The sequence below is a fragment of the Terriglobia bacterium genome (assembly GCA_020072815.1).
GTDB lineage: Bacteria > Acidobacteriota > Terriglobia > Terriglobales > Acidobacteriaceae > Angelobacter.
Genome location: JAIQGE010000023.1, coordinates 1 through 21761 on the forward strand (window position 1 = coordinate 1; position 21761 = coordinate 21761).

The following is a 21761-nucleotide window of genomic DNA, read 5'->3' on the forward strand; positions in this document are numbered from 1 at the left end:
TCCCAGCAACAAGATGACCCAGGTCACGAAGAGCTATGACCCGCCGCAATCTTCTACGGGTGTAATCTTCGGCAATGTGGTTACGGAAAAGCTCTACGACTGGGGGCCGGGCGGCCCTGGCTCCGGTCCAGGTGCCTTACTGCGCGAGACGGACACGGTCTATCAGTGGCAGAAGAACAGCTCTTATCTGACGGCGCACATCGTGGACTTACCCGCTTCTAGTGTGGTGATTGACCCGGTCGCAGCCAACAACACCAGGTCTGGTTGCCCGATCAACGCCGTCGGTGGGACGGCGTCGTGCATCGCGGAAACGGACTCGTTCTACGACGAACCCGCGTATCTTACAGCCAGCGGCATCAGCACGCAGCACGTCGCGCCTCCGGCGGCGGTGCGCGGCAACCTGACCACCCTCAGCCACTGGCTCAACACCGCGAACGCCTTCGTCTCTGGCCACGCCAACTGGTATGACACCGGCGAACCTTATCAGAACATTGACCCCCTGGGGCACACCACGACGCTCAGCTACGGTTCGGCATACGTGGGCGCGTACGTCACCCAGACTTGCTCGCCGCAAACCGGCACGGTCACCCACTGCATCAGCGGGGCTTATGATTTCAACACTGGCCTGTTGACCAGCTTCACTGACCAGAACGGCCAGACCAGCAATTACGGCTATGATCTGATGTTCCGCATCACTTCGGCGCAAGCGCCGGTGGACGTGGCCAACGGCAGCCTGCGAGCTACCACCAGCCTCAGTTACTCGACCACGTCGCTGCCCTGGTCGGTCACGCGCACCCGGTCCATCACCGGCGCGCTCACTGATTCGGCCACCAGCATGTTTGATGGTCTCGGTCGCGGTTACAAAACCCAACATGTTACGCCGGGCGGCACGGCGACGGTTGATACAACGTTTGACCTCGGCGGCCATGTGGCGACCGTAAGCAATCCGTATTTCACGACAAGTGATTCCACTTACGGCATCACCACAAACCAGTACGATGGGCTGGACCGGGCAACGCAGGTCACCAAACAGGATGGCAGCATCAGCGCGGTGGATTACAGTCTGGGCAACTGCACGACCTCAACCGATGAGGCGGGAAATAAACGGCGCGGGTGCTCTGACGGCTTGGGACGGCTGGTAGAAGTCGACGAGCCTAATCCAAGCGCGGCGACAACTTCCGCCCAGGCCAGCATAACCATAAACGGAAGTGAGCAGTCCAATCCATTACCTGCTGCCTCTGGAACAGGTTCCGTCATAATCAGCGGAGCCGAGGGCACCAGCGAGGTCTGCACAGACCCGGAACCGCCTGCCCATCCGGTTTGCCACAACCTACCGGACAGCGGAACCATCGGCATCAAGGTTGGGACGTATCCCACGCTGTACGTCAACTACGGGAGCGGGAGCACTGGGGCGACGTTGGCTCTCGTGCTGCAACTGGGCTTTCACAACGATCCGTCCTCTCCGGTTGACGCGGCGATTGATCCGGCCAACAACACCAAGATCAACTTCACTGCCCGGACGACGGGAGTGGCCACTAACTATCCGGTCACGTATTTTAATGGCCAGGATTTTACTTTCTCGGGTCTAGCGGCGCTTTCCGGTGGGCGAGATGCCAGCAGCAGCCCGGATACTGGCACTGTGTCCATCACGGTTAGCGGAACTCCTTACAGCACCACGTACAACGGCAGCGATACCGGAGCGACCATCGCAACCCGCCTCTCCACCGCGATCAGCGCTGGTTCGTTCGCCAACGCCGCTGCTTCCGGCAATGTAATTACGCTGACCGCCAAGAGCACCGGCCAGGGCGGCGACTACCTGTTTTCAACCGCATCAACTTATGACACTACGCATTTCTCTGGACCGTCATTTACGCCTTCACCCGCCAGCAGCAGCATGGCCAATGGGTACGGTGCCAGCGAGATTGGCAACCAGTCATTCATCACGCTCTATCAATATAACGCTCTGGGAAATCTGTTGTGCGTCGAACAGCACGGCAATGTAGCGGGAACGGGATGCAGTGCAGCGCCGTCTTCCGATACAACCAGTCCGTGGCGAGTGCGCCGGTTTACGTACGATTCTCTCGGACGTTTGCTGACAACGCACAACCCGGAGTCAGGGACAATCACGTATTCCTACGATCTGGACGGCAACCTGTTGCAGAAGACTTCGCCTCTTGCGAACCAGGCAGGCGCGGCAACGCAGACCATCAGCTACTGCTATGACGAACTACATCGGGTAACCGGACGTGGGTACGGGGCGCTGAGCTGTCCGATGGCGTCGCCGGTGGTGAGTTACACGTGTGACGTGGGTGCAAACGCCAAGGGCAAGCTGACTTCTCTCATAGACCAGGCGGGGACGGCAACATACAGTTACGATCCGCTGGGCCGCATAACGGGCGAAACGCGCGTGATCAGCGGTATTTCCAAGTCGCTCAGTTACGGGTACAACCTTGACGGTTCTCTGAAGTCGCTGACATATCCCAGCGGTGCGACGGTAACATATGCGCCGGACTCTGCTGGACGCGTTGTGTCTGCGGTAGATTCAGCCAACGGTATCAATTACGCGACCGGTGCAACATACGACGCGACCGGTTCCCTGACCAGTCTGGTTAACGGCAACACCGGGACATTTGCCGGAATGACCAGCACGTTCACCTACAACAAGCGGCTGCAGCCGGTGAACATGTCGGCTGCGTCGCCCAGTCAGACGGTGTTCTCCATCGGCTATGACTTTCACGTGGGCAACGGCACGAGCGGTACTGACAACGGGAATGTGTGGGGAATTACCAATTACAAAGACAACGCCCGTAACCAGAGCTTTACCTACGATGCTCTAAACCGATTGACCTCAGCGCAGAACGCGGGGACCAACTGTGAGACCACGATAGTCGGCGGAAAGACCGAATACTGGGGCAATTCCTACGCATATGACGCCTGGGGCAACCTGACCAACAAAACGGTCACTAAGTGCAGCGCGGAGAACCTCAGCGTTACTGCCCTGTCCAACAACTGGCTTTCCGGTGGCTACGTCTACGATGCTGCTGGAAATATGACCCACGACGCGACCGCCAATCTGAATTACACATTCGACCAGGAAAACCGGATTACCGGTGCAGGCGGGTATACCTATACTTACGACGGCGATGGCAATCGAGTGAAGAAATCAAACGGGACCACGGGCACGCTATACTGGAACATGACTCCGGGGATAGTGGCTGAATCGGATTTGGCCGGAACGCTGAATAGCGAGTACGTATTCTTTGGCGGCAAGCGTGTGGCCCGACGCGACTTGGCTGCGCCCACAGGAGTGTCCTACTATTTCTCAGACAATCTGAAGACGGCGTCGGTGATTACAGATTCGGCGGGAGTGATTAAGGCGGAGTCAGATTACTACCCCTGGGGCGGCGAGCTGCAGTTCATCGCGAACGACTCCAACCACTACAAATTTACCGGCAAAGAACGCGACTTCGAGAGTGGGCTGGATTATTTCGGCGTGAGATACTACTCTAACGGCCTGGGACGGTGGACATCCCCCGATCCCAAGGGCATTGCGTTGCGTCATCTGCTAAATCCACAGAAGCTCAATAAGTACTCCTACGTCCTCAACAGTCCTCTGACTCTTTTTGATCCCAACGGGATGGAGGAAGTAACCATGCAGTTGAATGCCTTCATCTCAAAGCCAAATGTTGGAGGCTTCCGAGGTGACAACCGCAGTTTCAGCGCCGACATGCACGCCAGTTCACGTGTCTCGGTCACAGTCAAAGTTGAGACCGACCCTGCTAAGAATCACGGCAATCCGCTGATTGGCAAACCTGAAATACGAGTTGGCACAACCCACCAGAACGCTCAGCCGTTTCTTGGAATGCCCACGAGCCATGAGGCAACCTCGACTGGTCCGAAGATGCCGGAGGTGACAGCGACTCAGGATAAGAGTGGAAATGTGACTGTGAACATTCAAGAGAGCTTGCGTAATCCATTCACGCCGCCGGGTTCGGGTAGCATCCAGGCGAATGTGAACATGACGGTTAACCAGGACGCCACGAAAGCGGAGGTGAGTGGCAGTATCTCGGGTTCGCCTTCATTCGAGTCCAACTTCAGCGTTGACGGAGGTGCCACTCAAAATCTTCCGCTCCAAACCGAACCGAGCAGCACGCTAGGATTTATGTGGGGCCTGCAAGGGACTAGCAACATTGATAAGAAAACCGATCTTCCGCCGCCACCGAAGAAGAAGGACGAACAGCAATGAAAATGGCAGCAGGTTTCCTTCTGGTGGTCGGCTGTTTGTGGGCGCTCTTGATCGTGTGGATGTTCTTGACAATAGCCGGAGTCGCTGATGCACCTGAATCGTGGGCCAACACTGCACTCTACTGGGGCGGCATGTTGGTTGGTCCCTTCGTGCTCATCATCGGAGCAGTGCTCTTGTTGCGGGGAACATCTTTGCGGCCAGGTGCGATTCTCGTTGGACTCGGCTGCGTAATCCTTACTGGCTTTGCTCTCTACAACAGCATCACTGGAATGCAACGACAGCCCTTGCAAGCCCCGCCGCCGTACTTGCTCTATATAGTGCTGCTGCTGATCATGCTTTTATCGGATGCTGCGGCGTACAAAGTCTACAAGACGCTGGGCGGACTTCGGTGACTTCTCTGTCCATAGCTCTGGCGATGGCGATGCTGCTGCAATCCGCAACGCCTGGGTCAATCACAGCCCTGAAGAACCGCGCTGAATCTGGCGACGTGGAGGCACAGGTCGAACTCGGGACCGCGTACGCATCCGGTGATGGTGTAACCGCCGATGAGACCGAGGCGGTGAAATGGTTCCGCAAGGCAGCAGAGAAAGGCAATGCTGCTGGCGAATACTCACTGAGCGAAATGTATCTGACCGGGCGCGGGGTTGCCGTCGATGCGGCGGAAGGGCTGAAGTGGATGCGGCGATCAGCGGAGCACGGCGATCCACGCGGACAATCAAATCTCGCGGTGCTGTACACGCAGGGCCAGGGCGTGCCCAAAGATGAAACCGAAGCAGCGAAATGGATGCGCAAAGCAGCCGAGCAAGGTCTTGCTGCTGGCCAGTTCGGTCTCGCTTCGATGTACGCCCATGGCGCAGGTGTTCCTCAGAGCGCAACTGAAGCCATCAAGTGGTATCGGAAAGCGGCAGCCCAAGGCGACTCTGCTGCAATGAACAATCTGGCGTTCATGCTCGCTATCTCCACCGATCCGAAAATCCGCGATCCAAAAGAAGCGGTCTCGCTTGCACAAAAGGCTGTCGAGATCGACGCGGACAACGCCTCGTATCTGGATACTCTCGCTACGGCTTACTTCGAGGCCGGGCAGCCCGACAAAGCGGCGGAGGCCGAACGCCGCGCACTGACGCTGAAGCCGGACAATCCCTCCTACAAGAAGGCGCTGGAGAAGTACGAAGCCGCAACGAGACCGAGGCAATAGCCGGACGATCAGACTGCCGCTCTCAATACCTGCGGTTTGGGCGGGTGGTTACTGCTGTGCGTCACTTCTTTTTCCTTTTCCCCAGGATGTTCTCCGCCGCGATCTTCGCCAAACTTAACACAATGCTGCTGTTCGTCATGATTGCTCCCGGCCAGATCACCGCTGCCGCCTTGGTCAGCATGGAGTAGTCCGCTGGGCTGAGTTTTACGGTAATGCTCGAAGTCCGTTTGGCCAACCAAAAAACTGCCTATTGCCCTCAGCCGCAAACCCAGAACTCCCGGATGGCCCCAGAGAAAATGGCCTCGTTAGCAGATCGGTTCCCGGAAACCGCGCAGGTATATCCCGTCAGAGACAGTGCTTCTGTATCGCCTCCTGAAAGAACGCGAGCGCTTTCCAATTCTCAGCGTGAGACGGCTCGAACATATTGTGCGCACTCCCATCGTCAACCAGACATGCTCCAGCCAAACTTTTTAATGAAGTCCAGCCCGATCCCTTCGAGCTAAGCTGCCTTTTTCTTCCGTTCGGCCCAGCGCTTTCTCATGGCATCGCCGATCCGCTTTCGCTGAGCGGCAGTCAGATGCCTCCTCCGGCCGTTCCTTTGAGCGACGATTGTTCCGCGACTTCTCCGAAGAACTGCTATGGCTTTGTTCAGACGGTCTCTTTCGGCTTCAAGTTCGGCAATGATCGATTGTGTGTCCACGTTCCTCCTTTTGGGGCGAAGGGAATTTTATCAGGTGTATCAGCGGAGAAACGCCGCGCCGGCGTCCCGGCTTTGCCCGGCAATAGCCAACAGGAGCCGGGCTAAACCTAGGAAAAGTAAGCGAGAGAACGAGCTTGACTGTCTGCCCAGGCAGAGCGTCACTGTGTAGTGCCGCCATATGTATTAAGGATGTGACCCGAAAGTGGAAGTCTCTGCGTTGGCTTGGTAACAGGTATGTCGCGTGGCGCTGTCGGGCTTTGGTGGCGGTGTCTGTGTGCTGCGCTGGGTTTACTCGACCACGTTCTGCCGGACTATGCGTTGCTGCCGGATTCGGAAAGCGTATTGCGGATCAATCGCGTTCCATCAATGCCCGATTGCGCAAGGTTATCGGCGCAGGCTGCGGGGCGGGCTTAAGCTCGACCAGCTTGTGGTCGTCGCGGCATTGCCAGTTGGAATGGTTGCGTGTCAGGTCATTCATAGCAGCCATCCAGAACGAATACAGGTGAACGCAATCAGTTACCGGACAAGCCAGTGCATAAGGGCCGTCGCCGCTGATATGCGCTGTGGGCCACTTCAGCCGCGCTGCTTGTTGATATGCGGATTGTGGTTGTGCTGGCATGATGATTTGTCGCCGACGTGTTAACGGTTCGCCTATCGCCGCCCAACCAACGATTTCAGTTTTTCCGTCTCATGGTTCTTGCCGCGCAGTTCATCCATGATAGGCAGCCACCAGCGTGGAACGTTCAATCCGTGCCGCACTCGAAGAATCGTCATCGCATCACGCATGATTCTGGCGCAAGTGGTACCACCTGAATGTTCAGTTTCCAACGCAATGTGCTCCCGGATTGCATCACGGCAGCATTCGTAAAGCTCCGGCCAGTGCGGGTACGGCTTGAACAGCGCGCGCTTGGCCGCATCCTTTAAGTTACCGTGAACCTGCGCCCAGATAAGGCGGAAACCAGTGAGCCTGTCGAAATCGTGACGCGCGCGGTCGGCTTGCGGCGTCTGATAACTGCCGTCATAGTCGCCAGTGAAGTATCCCCGAAAATGTTCTTCTACTGTTGTGTGTTCATCCATGATGATTTGTCCTCTTCCATTCCATGGTTGCCCGGCGCGCGATAGCGCGCGTCAGAAAGATCGTCAAATGGTTTTCGGCCCGCTCGGGCCGGGTTAAACACGGCTCAGTTAGGCTCGGTCGTCTAACGCGGTTCTGACGGCTCTCAAGGCTAGAAGCCGAAAATCGCCCGCCAAGCGCATGGCCGATAACTTGCATCATTTCCCTTATCAGAACCTTGCAAGGATCTGCATCCGTACAGCAGTACGGAGCAGCCATCCGTACTCTCGACCGTACAGTGCCCCGTACAGCATCCGTACTTTCGTCCGTACAGCAGGCCGTACAGCAACCGTACAGTTGTCACCCTTTTTTGCTATTCGTCTTCCGCATCAACATTTTCTATCTTCAATTCCGGCTGCCGGTGGCGGTCTGGTTCGTTCGGATTAACCCAAAATACCTCGCCGGTTGGAAGCTGATGCCAGCAATCAAAAGGCGCTGCCATTCCAACAAACCGACACCTAGTTGCTGATGTGCAAATTGTTAAGTGTTCATGCGGCGCGACGATGAATCCATCGCGCAACTGGCCATCGCAGAAACGAACCAGCCGCGCGCTGATGACGTGGCGGGCGCGCAAGTACGCTAGAGCCTTTTCAACAGCAGCTTTGCTGTATTTGTTTTTTGAATCGAAGCGACGGCAGTGGTCCAAGATGTCACCGACGCCTGGATAAGCGAATCGGAGATCCGGGTGCTTGGAGGCCAGCAAGTCTAGGTAACCAACCACCTCGTGCAGGACGCCATAGAAATGCCGCTTCAGTGAACAGCTCTTGTTACCGCCTAGAGGAACGATGGGCCGGTAGCTGTTAGCAAAACGGCGTGAATCTTCTTTTTCTTGCGAGTATGCCATAACGTTTTTTCCTGACATGTAACTTCCCAATTCGTAGTTACGCCATTTTCGTGCGCTCAATGAATGCGTCTAGATCTTTTTTGTCGAACAATATTCGGTTTCCAATTTTCAAGCTCGGCACTTTGTGGTCCCACGCCAGTGACCGAACTGCCCAAATCGTGCAGGATAAGTACACAGCCGCGTCTTTGATGGAAAGTAGTCGCGGCGCAAGCGTGGGCGTGCGTGCAGTGTGTTTCATTCAGTTCACCACCTTAGAATCTTGTTTGTCGCTGGATGCTTTCTTTGCGCGCCGACTTGTCGCGCCAATTCCCAACGACTCGTAGGCAGCATTGAATTCCGCGCTTTCAACTTCTTCCTTGTGATCTTCGAGATACTGCAAAACGATTCCATGAACCACGCGTATTGGTGCGGGAATCGTCTTGCCCCCGAACTCTCCCGGTTCGATTTGGCGTGCCTTGGCCAGCGCCAGCAGACTTTCGTAAGTCTCGATGTGTAGCGGCAGCATATAAAACTTCCAACCGTGTGGCAGGCTGCCTTTCCAACCGGCGGGAGGCTCACCTTTCCTCGGCGGCATCTCACCTTTCAGCGCACGTCGCAATTCTTTTGCCTTTAGATCTCGCTCGCTTGCCAATTCGAGCCATGCCTTTTGATCTTTTGGCTCCAGCGGGGCCACAATCTGGTGGTGCTCCCAGCTCAGGTTTGTATGCCGCATACAAACAGGCACACGCTTGGCGACGGAAGCAAACTGGTAAAGGGTCTGTCGTTTCTTGCCGGTGATGGATTCGGCATTGGCATAGGCGATTTTTTCCCCATAGGCGCTTTGGCCTTCAACAAGCCAGTCGCCAATTTTCCATTGCAGCTTGTCGTGTTCTTTTGTAAACGACTTGCCAGTTTCAACCCATAGATCGAAAAGCCGGGGACGCACGGGCACACTCGTTTCCACGAACGGGAATGGCGTTGTTTCAGCCGTAGTGTCCCCGCGCATTATTCGCCTGCGCCTTTCATTTCCGCCACGCGAGCCGATACGCGGCGATCCAAGCCGGTGATAGGCACAACACGGTGAATCGGCACGGCCTGCAAGTATTCTTGGCGGCAGTGGCCTCCGGGGCAAAAGCCGCGAACAAAACTTGGTTTGATGGGTGCGGCGCAGTACATGCATTCCGTGTACAGGAACGCTTCGCCGGAAGCCCGCCATGCCTGCCGCTGTTTTTTCAGGCGATACCTGCGCCACTTGCTATCGGTAGCGGTTTCGGGGCGCATTTCAGGCACACTGGTGCCTGTGCTTGCGCGGCTAGTTTGCGCGGCTATCATTGGCGCGCCGCCGATTCACCGGCCAGCCAGCGCGCCACCTGCCGCGTATCAAAGCGCACCGCTGTTGCAATGCGGAAACTTGGGATGGTGCCTTTGGCGGCCAGTTTGTAGATGGTGATGTGCGAAACGCCAAGCAGCGCCGCAAGCGCCTTGGCACCCACAGGCTTTTCGATTTGGTTTAGGCGTTGAACGAGCGTTGGATTGAAAGCAGACACACTGCTAGCCATTGCAGAAATCCTGTTTTTGGATTGGCTAGCCAGCCATCGGCAGAATGCCGTAAGGTGCTTGTGGATAAACCGCCACGGCGGTAAGAAGGTTACAACGAAACCGGCTTATTGGCGCTGCGGCTTCAACCTTTTGCGTACAGCCTTGGGAGTACGCTGAAAAATAGTATAGCGCAGTGGATGATGAACTACAACGGAAAACGTAGTGGACAGCCCAAAACTTTTCTTCGGAATTGGGCGTCACGCGAAAGTTGAGTTCACTTTATCGCGCACGGCTTCGTTTTCTGACGGCTTCAAATACCGTAGGGTGCTCTCCATGCCGGATTTGCCGCTGTGTCCAAGCCAGAGCTGCACTGTGCGCAGATCAACTCCATTCCAAAGGCTCCACGTTGCAAATGTGGCGCGGAACTTGTGTAGCCAAAAGTCCGCGGGATTCAAACCGGCGCGGCCAGCAATAGCCTTGCACTCGTCCAGAAAGTTCATCTTTGGCTTGCATCCTTTGGTCGGAAACAGCAGCGAACACGCCGTGTTGGCCTTGGCCTTGTGTTGCTTCAATGACGCCAACAGCTTGGCTGGTATCGGAATCTCGCGCGGCTTATATGCCTTTGGCGAGAAGCCAAATTCCTTCTTGTACCGGACAGCAACCACGCCGCGTGTGAGATTGATATCCGGCCAAGTGCAGTACATTACCTCTTGTTCCCGCATGCCGGTCATCAGAAAGAACTCGAACCACAGCCGCTCCTTGGCGTCGCACGCCTTAAAGAACTTGTCCAGATCGGCGCGTTCGTAAACTTCCGGTTCGTCCTCCACAAACTGGGGCCAATCGTTCTTGCCTACCAAGCCTCGGATGCCTTGCGCCTTCAAAAAAGTCACCACGTTAAGGAACTTGTTCCATACAGTACGCGGCTCCAATTTCTTCACGTCGCGGAGAAAGGCGCTGAATTGAAGCATGTCGCGGCGCTCGATATCTTGAACGCGCTGCTTGGTGCAGGATTCTAGGAAATAAGCGAGGGAACCGCTGTAGGCCGCGAGCGTTTTCGGCTTCTTGGTCAGCTTGATGTCTTCAAGATATGCGGCAGCGGCGGCGGACAAAAGTGTACTGTTTCCCTCTTCCGATTCAGCCACCTTGATGCCTAGCGCCTTGTTGTTGAGGAGTTGCTCGCGCCGAATCCGCTCGGTGTTGGCGGCGTTGGCGTCACTACCAGCGGATCGCCGAATCCGCTTTCTGCCGTCATGCCATTCCAGATAATACCGGCCTTCGGGGTGCTTTTCCGGCTTACCGTCCACATAAACCATGTCTGGCAGCACGCGGCCATTCTTGGATAAAACAACGCGGCAGAAGCGCGAACCGTTGGTGGTTTGCACGCGCTTAGTCAGATTGACTTCTTTGTTGGCCACTGCCTACCTCCGTGATTCTCGTATCACGTATGGTATCATGGCATGGTAAACGATTGAAAATAAAGGTTCTGGCGGAGAGAGTGGGATTCTCGCCTGGCGATTTTTATACAGCTCTTTTCTTCAGCAAGATAGCGCTATCACCCTGATAAATCAAGGGCCGATACATTTCACCTTTGATCGAAATCTTAACCATCGGAACCTGATTGGAACAGAATTCGGTCTCTTATAGACACCATAGACACCAAGGAATAACTGATCAACATGGTGACCAGAGACGGAATCGAACCGCCAACGCCAGCCTTTTCAGGGCTGAAGTCAGCCAATGTTAATCTGCTGACTGCATTCGACTTACACAGTTTCACCACTCCTTTTTCTTGCGATTATTGGGACCAATTTGGGACCGACAGATTGGCTTGCGCGCAAGGCTGTGTGATCGCCGTCACTGTGGTTCGGGCCTGCGGTCAGCAATCTTGGCCAATGGCGCCGGCTTAGTGGTTCGTAGAGCACCTGACGCTGGAAAGAAGAAGGAGGCTCCCCAGAAATGGCGGATGTGATGAACGCCTCCGTGCCCTACGGGCGCCGCTGGGAACATTTTGAGCACATGGCGGACATGGGGGTGCGCGGCATTGGCCCTTCCCGCGAAGCTGCTTTCGAAGAAGCCGCGCTTGCAATGTGCGCTACTATCACGGACCTCGCGCTAGTGCAGCCGAAAATCCTGGTCGAGGTGGACTGCGCGGCCAACGAGGATGAGTTCTTGCTTGTGGACTGGCTCAACGCTCTGATTGGCGAGATGTCGGCACGTCGTTTGATCTTCAGCAAGTTTGCGGTAAGCATTTCGGATGGCCATTTGCATGGACGAGCGTGGGGTGAAACTGCCGATCCTGCCCGTCACCACCCAGCAGTTGAAGTCAAAGGGGCAACGCTGACGGAACTCAAAGTTACGAAAACCTCCGACGGAATCTGGACCGCTCAGTGCGTCGTGGATGTGTGAGGTAGGAAAATGGATTTGGATCGTCTCACCCGCAAATCGGACACTGAGTGGTGGATTCCTGCAACGGCAAAAATGCGGGTTCCCGGCGTAATCTTCGCGACCGAGAAACTCGTCCGCGACATGGACGACAAGGTATTCGAACAGGTTTCCAATGTCGCAACGCTGCCGGGCATTGTCAAAGCATCTTTTGCCATGCCGGACGCACACTGGGGATATGGGTTCCCCATCGGAGGTGTGGCGGCTTTCGATCCTGCAACGGGAGGAATTATCTCCGCCGGAGGCGTTGGATTTGACGTTTCCTGCGGAGTCCGGACGCTGACCACAGGCCTCAAAGTGGAAGACCTTTCCCTCTGCAAGCAACAACTCGCTCACTCTCTTTCCCGCGCCATACCTGCGGGCGTAGGCAGCACGGGGCGGCTTCATCTTGACGAAGATGACATGACAGCAATGCTGCGCGGCGGCGCGCAATGGGCAGTCCACCGGGGCTACGGACATCTTCGCGACCTCGATCGCATTGAAGAGCGCGGCCGCATGGCCGGCGCTGAACCGGAACACGTGTCACAGCAGGCGCGAAAACGCATGCGCGATGAAGTCGGCACTCTCGGATCTGGCAATCACTACCTGGAAGTGCAGCACGTTGCTGAGATCTTCAACGAGCAGGCCGCGGCTGCATTTGGAATTCGCAAGGATGATGTTGTTGTGAGCATTCACTGCGGCTCGCGCGGCCTGGGTCACCAGATCGGCACTGAGTTCTTGCGCGAAATGGCCGAGGCTGCTCCTTCTCACCATATTGAGCTTCCCGACCGGGAGCTGGCCTGTGCCCCGATTCGCTCGCCTCTGGGCTTACGTTATCTTGGGGCAATGCGGGCGGCGATCAACTGCGCTGTGACGAATCGCCAGGTCCTCACGCACCTGACGCGCCAGGTCTTTGAGGAGATTTTCCCGGACGCCGAACTGGAACTGCTCTACGATGTCTCCCACAACACATGCAAGCTCGAATCTCACTGTGTCGACGGACATGAAACAGAACTTTTCGTTCACCGGAAAGGCGCCACACGGGCCTTTGGATCACAGATGCCAGAGGTGCCCGCGGCCTACCGCGCCGCAGGCCAACCAGTGTTGATAGGAGGCACGATGGGAACTGCTTCCTACATATTGGCAGGCACACCCGAGAGTGAGCAGAGGGCGTTCAGTTCCGCCTGTCACGGCGCCGGCCGCTCGATGAGCCGGCATGCGGCAACCAAGCAATGGAGCGGACGACAACTGGTTGACGAACTCGCAGAAAAGGGCATCATCGTAAAGAGTCCCTCAATGCGAGGTGTAGCGGAAGAAGCGCCGGGAGCATACAAAGATGTAGGTGCTGTGGTCGATGCAACCGACGAGGCCGGGCTTGCACGTAAAGTAGCCAGGCTTTTGCCCTTGATCGTGGTCAAAGGATAAGGTCTCGTCTACAGCTTCTCGCGGAAAGCACCCAACACCGAGGAGCTTTGCTCAAAGTTGCGGCCTGACGGGCTGGCTGCCTGGGCGGCCTTGTATTCCGCTTCTACTGTGCTCCTCAGTTCTGACAGGTTCTTACGCATTGAGCTTCGCACGCTTTCGGAGAGCCTGCCCCGGGCAAGTGCGCTGTACCATTTCCTGAGTAGATCAATCCGTGAGCGATTCACGTATACGAGGTAAAAGCTGGGTGAAGGATCGGTCTCGCTTCGCTCAAAAAGCATGGTCAGCCCCAGAGACGCTTCGAAGTAATGGCTGGCATATATCTGTTTTGAGGCAATCACGACAGGAGGATTTTCCCCGCCTGCGCGCAGATACATGATCACGTCTGTGATCGCAACTACCTGCTTAAGATCGTGCCCGTAATTCTCTCGTGACCAGTACTGGAACCTCTCCACGTCTTGCAAGGTCGCGTCCGGAAAGACGCGCAAGTATGTCTGGAATTCAGGAGCATATTCCAGAAGATATGACGATCGGTCAAGGAGTTCGGCAAATTGGGTTGCGCTTTCGACGGCCTGGTCCTTGTCGTCATAAACGATCATGGCTTTGTTCCCGCCTGCCGCGTACTCTTGCACGTAGTCAGCCAGTAGACTACGCATAACTGTGTTTGCTTGCTCCTCAACAACCGGAGCAGAAAAGTCCAACTGTTGATGCAATATCTCGATCTGGCGTCTGGATAGCTTGAGCTGGCACCGTCCAGGCCGGCAAGTTCCCAGGTCTCGTACTTCTTGAGGAAGCAGCGTCAACTGAACGAAATCCTCAGGTTGGGCAGGATCGCCAAGTTTCCTGACCTGCAGCACGGCCTCACCCTTCTTGTGCCGCTCGATATCGCGGAATCTGGCGACAAAGAATTCCTGCGGCACATTGAGACGAACCACGGCAACTGCGGCTACTTCATGTTGTTTTCGCTTGAGAATTTTGGCGACAACAGCGCCGTGCTCGACTTGAAGAATCTGATCGTGTGAGAAGCCGAGGTGTTGGGTCAAGAACTGTTGTGGTTCGCGCGGCTGCTCCTGGCCGCCAGCGCAAGCCGCAAGCACTGCACAGATGAACAGAACAGACAAGGTTGTTCCAGCAAAGATACTTCTCACGGTGAATGCTCGCGCGATGGGTTTAGAAGGCGAAATGAGCCGGCTGACGTTCATCGTCGTCCGTAGGTGGGATTCATCTCAGCAGAAGTGACGGTGATTTCAAGGTGTTGTTCTTCTGCGTCCCAGCGCGCTGGTGTGCCAAGATCGGCACAGAGCTTCTTCATTTTTGCAGCAATACCCGGGGCCTCAGCCTGGGTCGCTCGGTGTGCCTGGCAATAGCTGATGGTGGTTGGATAGAGACGAACCCGCTCCGGACCTTCTGCACCGACCTCGACGAGGAAAATGAAAGATTGGTCATTACGTTCGATGGGATCTACCGCATAGTCATCAATAAAGTCTCCCACACCGTACAGAATCACACCTTTCTTGTAGAACTCAATCCCACGGAATACGTGGCTGGAGTGGCCAAAGACAATGCTCGCTCCTGCGTCGATGAGCGCATGAGCCAATTGAACGTGCTCCGGTGATGCCGGGTATCCCCAGTTTCCGCCCCAATGGGCGGAGGCAATCAGTGTGTCCACTTGCGTTCGGCTACGGATGAGTTCGAGCAGGTTGCGCGCACGCTGGTCCTGCAGGTCCGCCGGAACGTAGAAGGTTCCGGGCCGATTCGGTGTTGCCTCCCATGGCGGTTCATTGTCCGTAAAGGCGACAAGCCCAATCCTCCGGCCTCGTGCTTCAAATGTTGCGATTTGAGAAGCCCCAGCCAGGTTTGCCCCTGCCCCACTGTGGGCAATCTGTGCGCCGTCGAGTACCTGGATCATGTCCAGGAGCGCCTGGTAGCCATAATCCAGGGCATGATTATTGGCAATGGAAACGGCGTTGATTCCGGCTGCGGACAATACTGCCACATTCTTCGCTGCTGATCGGAAATGGAATTCCTTAGGATATTCTGACCACGGCGCACCCCGGTCAGACAGGACACATTCCAGATTGCAGATTCGCGCATCAGCGCTATGAAACAGCGAGATCGTATCTCCCCAGGGATATTCCGGTGACTGCCGGTGCAGCATCTGATCGACTCCGCGGCCCAGCATGCAATCTCCGACGATCGCCAGCCGAACTGGCGGCCTAGGGATCGTTGTTGGGATTCCACTGCCCATACTTTAGAGAGAATCGCCGCGTCTGAAAGTTCATAAGACCGCTGGCTCAGGCCCCAATGGCCGGCCGAAGTGTTACATCGCGCGAAGTCGAGGCGAGATGGTCATTGAGCAGCGACACAATAGACAAAATAGTGATACGGGATTCATCACCGATATCGCTTCTTGGCGGAATCGTATCGGTACAGAAGATCCGCTGTACGCCGAGTGACCATAACCCCTTCCAGTCCTCGCCTGTAAATAGCCCATGCGTAACCATGACGTAGATTTCCCGTGTGCCAGACTGAACCAGTCTTTCGCATGCAGAAACCAGGGTGCCGCCGGTATCGAGCATATCGTCCACGATCAAAACACGCGGGCCCACCTCGCCGAACGGTCCCGCGTGAGTTATTCCTTTTTCATCTCGCTGTTTTTCGAAATATGCAATGCCCACATCAGGTCTGCCAGCGGCCTTGTTCACGGCCTGACATCGCCAAATGGCCCCGTTGTCGGGTGCGATCAGTGTGGCATCGGTCAGTGCATGCCGCACGATGGCATGAGCGAAGAGTTGGTCCAGAAAAAGCGAGGTCAATGGGATGGAGAACAGTTGCTTGCTGCGTTCGCTGTGGATATCCACGGTTACAACCTCGTCGATCCCAGACGCTTGCAGGATGGAACCAAGCCACGCCGTCGCAAGGCTCTTGCCGGACTTACCCTTGTCCTGGCGACTGTACCCAAGATAAGGGAGAACAGCTGTAACTTTGTGGGCACCCTCCTTCTTTAGGGTGTGGGAAAGCAGCGTCAGGGACAGAAGTTGTTCATCGGGAGGCGCAATGGAACCAACGATCAAGCAATCTGCCGTGCGAACCGGAGTAAGTACATTTGCGAACAGTTCCCCATTTTCGAACCGGCCAATTTCAAAGATCCCTCTTTCCGCCATCGGCGGGCTCTCCAACCTTCTCAGGAAGTACTCGTAACCGGCGAAAGGAAAGATAATCATTTGTGACGTGCTCAGCGGTTGGCTGACAAGCGAGTTCTTATTCAAGCAAACTCCAGCTTGATCAGGATGCGGGCCGGGAATCCAGCCTGACGGAAAAGAGGCTGCGGCCTTGGTTATGCTCTAGCCATCAGCTCCTACAAGGAAGTCAATGGCATGGATACACGCACCGTCGCAGCCCTTGATGTGATCACTGTTTTCGCAGTCCCAAACCTCAACAACTTTCTTGCAAAAGTCGTTGATTTTTTTCGGGTTTGGTTGCCGTCGGAGTTGCCTCGTCTGGCTGGTCACTCAGCCTACTTTGGACCAGCTACTTTGTTGGAAGCTGGCCCTTTTCAGCCGTCGACAGCCACAATCATAAGAATTCGGGGTCGCCCTTAATGTGATCGCCGTCACCGATCAGTGTGATTCTAAATCGCGGTTTTTCTTCGGGTATTGTCGGCAGCAGAAAACCCGCTCGGCGCGAAGCTCCCAGCCGCTGCATTCTGCAAAACTCCGCCACCATGTGTCCACGGTCACAGACTGCAGGGTGGTCCCAGGAGTAGTGGAGGTATTAGCTCCCGGGACCGGAAGAGCAGGACCACATTCGCATTCTTGCCTGCCAGCAGGCTAAGGAATGGCATGTTCACTTCAACACAAGTTCAAAAAGAGAAGCCGCCGGCAAAGCTCAGTGAGAACAGCATTAGCGTGCTCAGGGCGCGTTATCTGCGTCGCGATGCCAGCGGCAACGTGGTAGAGACACCCCGGCAGATGTTTGAGCGTGTGGCCCTGGCGGTCGCGCAGGCGGAACTGGCTTACGGGCCGGCGAAACAGTCTCACGTTTGGGAAGAGCGCTTCTTTGAGCTGATGAGCACGCTTGATTTTCTGCCGAATTCGCCAACTCTGATGAATGCCGGGACCGCTCTAGGTCAGCTCTCCGCCTGCTTCGTCCTCCCTATTGAAGACACACTCGAATCCATTTTCCAGGCCCTTAGCAATATGGCCATGATCCAGCGTTCCGGAGGCGGCACAGGATTTGCCTTTTCGCGCCTTCGCGCCGCCGGCGAACGGCTCCGTTCCAGCGGCGGGACCTCATCGGGGCCGGTCTCATTTATGAGGATCTTCGATTCGGCCACGGAAAACATCAAGCTTGGGGGTAGGCGCCGCGGCGCGAACATGGCGGTGCTCCGTGTAGATCATCCCGATATTGAAGAGTTCATCGAGTGCAAGCGTGACGGACGCTCTCTCCAGAATTTCAATATGTCTGTTGCCGCCTCGGATGAGTTTATGTCCGCGGTTCAGACCGGCGGCGATCAGCCGCTGCGTGCTGCCGACGGCCGCGTTGTGAAGAATGTTTCTGCGCGGGCGTTGTTCGACAGAATGTGTAATGCGGCCTGGGAAACCGGCGACCCAGGACTGCTCTTTATTGATAAGGTCAACCGAGAAAGTCCAACCCCGGCCGATGGCGTCATCGAAAGTACGAACCCTTGCGGAGAGGTGCCGCTCCTACCGTACGAATGTTGCAATCTCGGATCCATCAATCTCACACACTTCGTGGGAACAGATGGCCATGAACCCTCGCTCGACTGGGAGCGCCTGCGCGAAACCGTCCACCATGCCGTCCGCTTCCTTGACGACGTAATCACCATCAATCGCTATCCGCTGCGGGAGATCGAAGAAGCCACGCTGGCCAGGCGAAAGATCGGCCTGGGCGTCATGGGTTTCGCCGAAGCCTGCATTCTCATGAACATTCCATACGCGGGTGACGCAGCACTCACTCTCGCCGGTCAAATCATGGAATTCATTTGCCAGCGAGGCGCAGCGGGCTTCAGCGTTGCTGGCGGACGATCGTGGCACCTTCCCGAGATGGAGCAGCAGCACCTTCGTAAGGCGCGGGCTGCGGCTGCGCAACGCCACACAGACGTCGATTGCGCCTACCGGCACCATCAGCCTGATCGCAGGCACAAGTTCCGGGATCGAACCACTCTTCGCCCTCGCTTACCGGCGCGTGGGAGTTCTGGAGAAGGAGACGCTGGTTGAGCTCAATCCTCTCCTCATACGGCATCTTGAACACTATGCTGAAGACGCCGCTGCCATCACCGAGTCTGTCATTCGCGCCGGCGACCTGTCGGATATGACCGCCGTGCCGCCGCACCTGCGGCGCCTGTTCCTCACTGCGTTGGAGATCCCCCCAGAGCAACATGTTCGTTTGCAGGCAGCGTTTCAACGGCACGTCGACAACGCCGTTTCCAAGACCGTGAATCTTCCTGCTGACAGTTCCGTTGAAGAGGTCGCCCGCGTATTCCGGCTGGCACATCAACTCAACTGTAAGGGAGTCACAGTTTTTCGATACGGCTCCAAATCAAACCAGGTTCTCCAAATCGGGGCAGGAGAAAAACCATACGAACGCGAGTATTTTGCCCATTGCGACCCAGGAGCCTGCAAACTGTGATTACTAAACGGCACCGATGGCTACGAAAGCCCAAGTAGCGCTTAAGGCCTATTCATCAACCGGAACAATCCCGAACCATACCGAACTATTCGAGGTGCAATATGAACATTGAGAGCATTATGACGAGGCAGCCAATCTGTTGCAGCCCGTCCGATATGGCGCAGAAAGTCGCGCAGATGATGAGACAGCATGATGTTGGAGCCATCCCTGTGGTATCTGACATGGTCTCCAAAACACTTGTTGGCATCATTACTGACCGGGACCTGTGTGTCTCGGCAATGGCAGATGGCAAAGATCCCCGCACAACACCCATCGCAGGCTACTTTACGAAGGAAGTGATAACGTGCGTGCCGGAAGACACGTTGGCAGCTTGTGAGCAAAAAATGAAGGAACACAGAATCCGGCGCATTCCCGTGGTGGACAAACAGACCTCCTGCGTAGGGATCGTGGTGCAGGCCGATATTGCGCGGGTGGACAAGCCTGAGGACGTCCAGGCACTCATCGCGGAAATCTCCAAACCACACATCAAACGGGCCACGCCAATAGCGGTGGCGTGAACACCGAACCCGAAGAGAGACAGTCCTATGGGGCATGTCTCTCTTCTCCAGCCCGGGCACCACGAATATGCAGCACGTGTTCGCTTAGGTAAAGGTGAGGTCATCGACATCGAACGCGAAGTGGAGCTCAGCCCATCCACTCCAAGGGGGTACTCATTCTCTCCGGCTTGCTTGGGGCACGGTACGCTCCTGACCATCCACTTTCGCTGTCAGCAAGTCTTGTTTTCGAGCACTCTTACGGCGCAGTGGAGGGAGACAGCGCATCCTTGTCGTAAACGGTAAAGTGGAAGCGCGCTTGATTGACCTTGCGAACAAAAGGTTGGCGCTGGCGCAACATACGACAACAGAGAATGGGTAAGCAACCCTGACATGTTGCGTTTGATGGCGCGCGTCCCAGAATGGGCGCATTTACGACAGCCTGGGCAAAGCCCCATGAGAAGGCACGTACGGTCGGTGAGTGATCTGCGGCCGAACAACGGGATCCCACCGGCCGGGGGTTGACAAGCCGCACTTGGCGCAGCGGCCGTCAGCGGTCAACCGGTAGTCAGTGATGCGAAATCCAGAACGACCAACCAGCAGTTCATTGCAAGCGTGGCACCAAGTATTTTCAAGGTCTCCGACTTCCCCGGGGAGATTGCCGGCGTAGACGTAGCGCAGGCCAGCCTTCTTACCGATTTCCGCAGCGCGGACCAAGATTGCCGGAGCAGTGTCATTCGGATCAGTCATCTTATAGTCCCCGTGAAACGCGGTAACGTGCCAGGGGATATCTGGTGAAACTCTCACCAGAAAGTCGGCCATCTGGGTCAGCTCTTCATCAGAATTGTTGAAACCTGGGATCACCAGAGTGACAATCTCGACCCAGACGTTCGTTTCATGCAAACGACGGATGCTGTCCAGAATCGGCTGCAGACGTCCGCCGAGTTGATGGTAGCGCTGCTCATCAAAACTCTTGAGATCCACTTTGTAGAGATCAACCCAGGGACGCAGAAACTCGAGAACTTGCGGAGTCCCGTTCCCGTTAGACACAAAGCCGGTCGCCAGTCCCGCCGCTTTGGCTTCCTTGAAGATGGCCACGGCCCATTCTGAAGTGATTAACGGCTCGTTGTAAGTGCTGACCAGGACTCGGGCCCCTTGATTCAGCGCTTCCTCCACAATCTTTTCGGGCGTGAGGCGCAGAGGCGGGACAACAGCACGCGAATCACGGAGCGCCTGGGAACTCACCCAGTTTTGGCAGTAGCTGCAGTGAAGGTCGCATCCCAGCATTCCGAAGCTATAGGCGAGTGCTCCGCTGTAAGCGTGGAAGAACGGCTTCTTTTCAATGGGATCGCACTGTACTCCGCCGATGTAGCCCCATGGAGCATACAGAATCCCGCCGCGATTGAAGCGCACCTTGCACACCCCGGCCTGGCCGTCAGAAATGGGACAACAGTGCCCGCAGGAGTAGCAACGCACACGGTTGCCGTCCAACTTTTGAGACAACTCTGGCGCGGCTTCCCGCACGTTCTTTTCAAGGATTTGTTTTAGATCTGCCATAGATAAAGCATAAAAAGATAAAAAAGATAAAACTGGCCGTGGCGGCCACCTTAACACCCGATGCAGCGGGCTTCGTTTGCGTAGAAGTACTCCAAGATCAATCCTGCCCGGCGGATTGTCTCGCCGGGCAGGTGGGTTTTAGACGACCCGGACTTTGTCTGCCTGCAGGCCCTTAGGGCCTTTGGTCACGACAAATTCTACGGTTTGGCCTTCCTGCAGATTCCGAAACCCGTTGGCTTCGATTGCAGAAAAGTGCACGAAAACATCCGCGCCGCTCTGGCGGCTGATGAAACCGTACCCTTTGGCCTCATTGAACCATTTCACGATTCCCTGTTCCATTGCTTTGTACCTTATTCTTTGAATTTCCTGCTGAGAAGATCGACTGCTACTGGGAGATCGGTGACGCTTGAGGCGGGAACCGGCCCAAAATCGCGGGCAAATCACACTTAACCGGATAGCGTTTAGATGTGAAACCGAGCACCGAGGATTCAGCAACTTGCGACCTTAGTTCGAGGCACCTTGGTCAGCGCGGAATCCTGGCGGCCTTTGGCACCCGGTG

20 protein-coding genes and 1 pseudogene are annotated in these 21761 nt (G+C 55.9%); 7 read left to right on the forward strand and 14 right to left on the reverse strand.

Annotated features, from left to right (window positions below; genetic code table 11):
* The first annotated feature begins 13 nt into the window (after nucleotides 1–13).
* Genes LAO20_21405 through LAO20_21415 form a run of 3 tightly spaced genes read left to right on the forward strand, consistent with a single transcriptional unit; the run spans nucleotide 14 to nucleotide 5441 of the window.
* A complete protein-coding gene (locus LAO20_21405; protein MBZ5533996.1) occupies nucleotides 14–4246 on the forward strand; it encodes a hypothetical protein in 4233 nt (1410 codons plus the stop codon).
* On the forward strand, nucleotides 4243–4638 hold the full coding sequence (locus LAO20_21410) for a hypothetical protein (protein ID MBZ5533997.1): 396 nt from the start codon (nucleotides 4243–4245) through the stop codon (nucleotides 4636–4638). The genes LAO20_21405 and LAO20_21410 overlap by 4 nt, the downstream gene beginning before the upstream one ends.
* A gap of 23 nt (nucleotides 4639–4661) precedes the next feature.
* Nucleotides 4662–5441 carry a hypothetical protein gene (locus LAO20_21415; protein ID MBZ5533998.1) on the forward strand — a complete coding sequence of 260 codons (780 nt, stop codon included), beginning with the start codon at nucleotides 4662–4664 and terminating at the stop codon, nucleotides 5439–5441.
* Nucleotides 5442–5502: 61 nt separating this feature from the next.
* Here LAO20_21415 and LAO20_21420 read toward each other — a convergent pair whose 3' ends face one another.
* The 9 genes from LAO20_21420 to LAO20_21460 form a co-directional block, all read right to left on the reverse strand.
* The gene (locus LAO20_21420) at nucleotides 5503–5676 is read right to left on the reverse strand and encodes a hypothetical protein (protein MBZ5533999.1); all 174 of its coding nucleotides are present in this window, start codon (nucleotides 5674–5676) and stop codon (nucleotides 5503–5505) included.
* Nucleotides 5677–6490: 814 nt separating this feature from the next.
* Nucleotides 6491–6760, reverse strand: a complete 270-nt coding sequence (locus LAO20_21425) for a hypothetical protein (GenBank protein MBZ5534000.1) — start codon at nucleotides 6758–6760, stop codon at nucleotides 6491–6493.
* Nucleotides 6761–6792: 32 nt separating this feature from the next.
* On the reverse strand, nucleotides 6793–7218 hold the full coding sequence (locus LAO20_21430) for a hypothetical protein (protein MBZ5534001.1): 426 nt from the start codon (nucleotides 7216–7218) through the stop codon (nucleotides 6793–6795).
* Between the two features lie 350 nt (nucleotides 7219–7568).
* Complete coding sequence (locus LAO20_21435) at nucleotides 7569–8099, reverse strand: hypothetical protein (GenBank protein ID MBZ5534002.1); 531 nt, start codon at nucleotides 8097–8099, stop codon at nucleotides 7569–7571.
* Nucleotides 8100–8136: 37 nt separating this feature from the next.
* On the reverse strand, nucleotides 8137–8337 hold the full coding sequence (locus LAO20_21440; protein ID MBZ5534003.1) for a helix-turn-helix domain-containing protein: 201 nt from the start codon (nucleotides 8335–8337) through the stop codon (nucleotides 8137–8139).
* A complete protein-coding gene (locus LAO20_21445) occupies nucleotides 8338–9030 on the reverse strand; it encodes a hypothetical protein (GenBank protein MBZ5534004.1) in 693 nt (230 codons plus the stop codon).
* Between the two features lie 53 nt (nucleotides 9031–9083).
* Nucleotides 9084–9359, reverse strand: a complete 276-nt coding sequence (locus LAO20_21450) for a hypothetical protein (GenBank protein MBZ5534005.1) — start codon at nucleotides 9357–9359, stop codon at nucleotides 9084–9086.
* Between the two features lie 47 nt (nucleotides 9360–9406).
* Nucleotides 9407–9625: a helix-turn-helix domain-containing protein gene (locus tag LAO20_21455; GenBank protein MBZ5534006.1), complete on the reverse strand. Its 219-nt coding sequence runs from the start codon at nucleotides 9623–9625 to the stop codon at nucleotides 9407–9409.
* A gap of 249 nt (nucleotides 9626–9874) precedes the next feature.
* The gene (locus LAO20_21460) at nucleotides 9875–11032 is read right to left on the reverse strand and encodes a tyrosine-type recombinase/integrase (GenBank protein MBZ5534007.1); all 1158 of its coding nucleotides are present in this window, start codon (nucleotides 11030–11032) and stop codon (nucleotides 9875–9877) included.
* A 553-nt stretch (nucleotides 11033–11585) separates the two neighbouring features.
* Between LAO20_21460 and LAO20_21465 the strand changes: the two genes are divergently transcribed.
* Both LAO20_21465 and LAO20_21470 read left to right on the forward strand, forming a co-directional pair.
* A complete protein-coding gene (locus LAO20_21465; protein MBZ5534008.1) occupies nucleotides 11586–12023 on the forward strand; it encodes an archease in 438 nt (145 codons plus the stop codon).
* A gap of 9 nt (nucleotides 12024–12032) precedes the next feature.
* Nucleotides 12033–13463, forward strand: coding sequence for an RtcB family protein (locus LAO20_21470; GenBank protein MBZ5534009.1), 1431 nt, complete (start codon nucleotides 12033–12035; stop codon nucleotides 13461–13463).
* A gap of 8 nt (nucleotides 13464–13471) precedes the next feature.
* On the opposite strand, the gene LAO20_21475 is transcribed toward LAO20_21470, so the two are convergent.
* The 3 genes from LAO20_21475 to prs all read right to left on the reverse strand — a co-directional run bounded on the left by LAO20_21475 (nucleotide 13472) and on the right by prs (nucleotide 16729).
* Nucleotides 13472–14581, reverse strand: a complete 1110-nt coding sequence (locus LAO20_21475) for a hypothetical protein (GenBank protein ID MBZ5534010.1) — start codon at nucleotides 14579–14581, stop codon at nucleotides 13472–13474.
* A gap of 77 nt (nucleotides 14582–14658) precedes the next feature.
* A complete protein-coding gene (locus tag LAO20_21480) occupies nucleotides 14659–15708 on the reverse strand; it encodes a CapA family protein (GenBank protein MBZ5534011.1) in 1050 nt (349 codons plus the stop codon).
* Nucleotides 15709–15754: 46 nt separating this feature from the next.
* Nucleotides 15755–16729, reverse strand: coding sequence for a ribose-phosphate diphosphokinase (gene prs, locus LAO20_21485; protein ID MBZ5534012.1), 975 nt, complete (start codon nucleotides 16727–16729; stop codon nucleotides 15755–15757).
* 573 nt (nucleotides 16730–17302) lie between these two features.
* Between prs and LAO20_21490 the strand changes: the two are divergent.
* Together LAO20_21490 and LAO20_21495 are read left to right on the forward strand one after the other, a co-directional pair.
* Nucleotides 17303–19112: pseudogene (locus tag LAO20_21490) on the forward strand (adenosylcobalamin-dependent ribonucleoside-diphosphate reductase).
* A gap of 101 nt (nucleotides 19113–19213) precedes the next feature.
* Entirely contained in the window at nucleotides 19214–19669 is a 456-nt protein-coding gene (locus tag LAO20_21495) for a CBS domain-containing protein (GenBank protein ID MBZ5534013.1), read from the forward strand.
* A gap of 408 nt (nucleotides 19670–20077) precedes the next feature.
* Here the strand turns inward: LAO20_21495 and amrS are convergent, their stop codons facing one another.
* Together amrS and LAO20_21505 are read right to left on the reverse strand one after the other, a co-directional pair.
* Nucleotides 20078–21202, reverse strand: a complete 1125-nt coding sequence (gene amrS, locus LAO20_21500) for an AmmeMemoRadiSam system radical SAM enzyme (GenBank protein MBZ5534014.1) — start codon at nucleotides 21200–21202, stop codon at nucleotides 20078–20080.
* A 138-nt stretch (nucleotides 21203–21340) separates the two neighbouring features.
* Complete coding sequence (locus LAO20_21505) at nucleotides 21341–21541, reverse strand: cold-shock protein (protein ID MBZ5534015.1); 201 nt, start codon at nucleotides 21539–21541, stop codon at nucleotides 21341–21343.
* Between the last annotated feature and the right edge of the window lie 220 nt (nucleotides 21542–21761).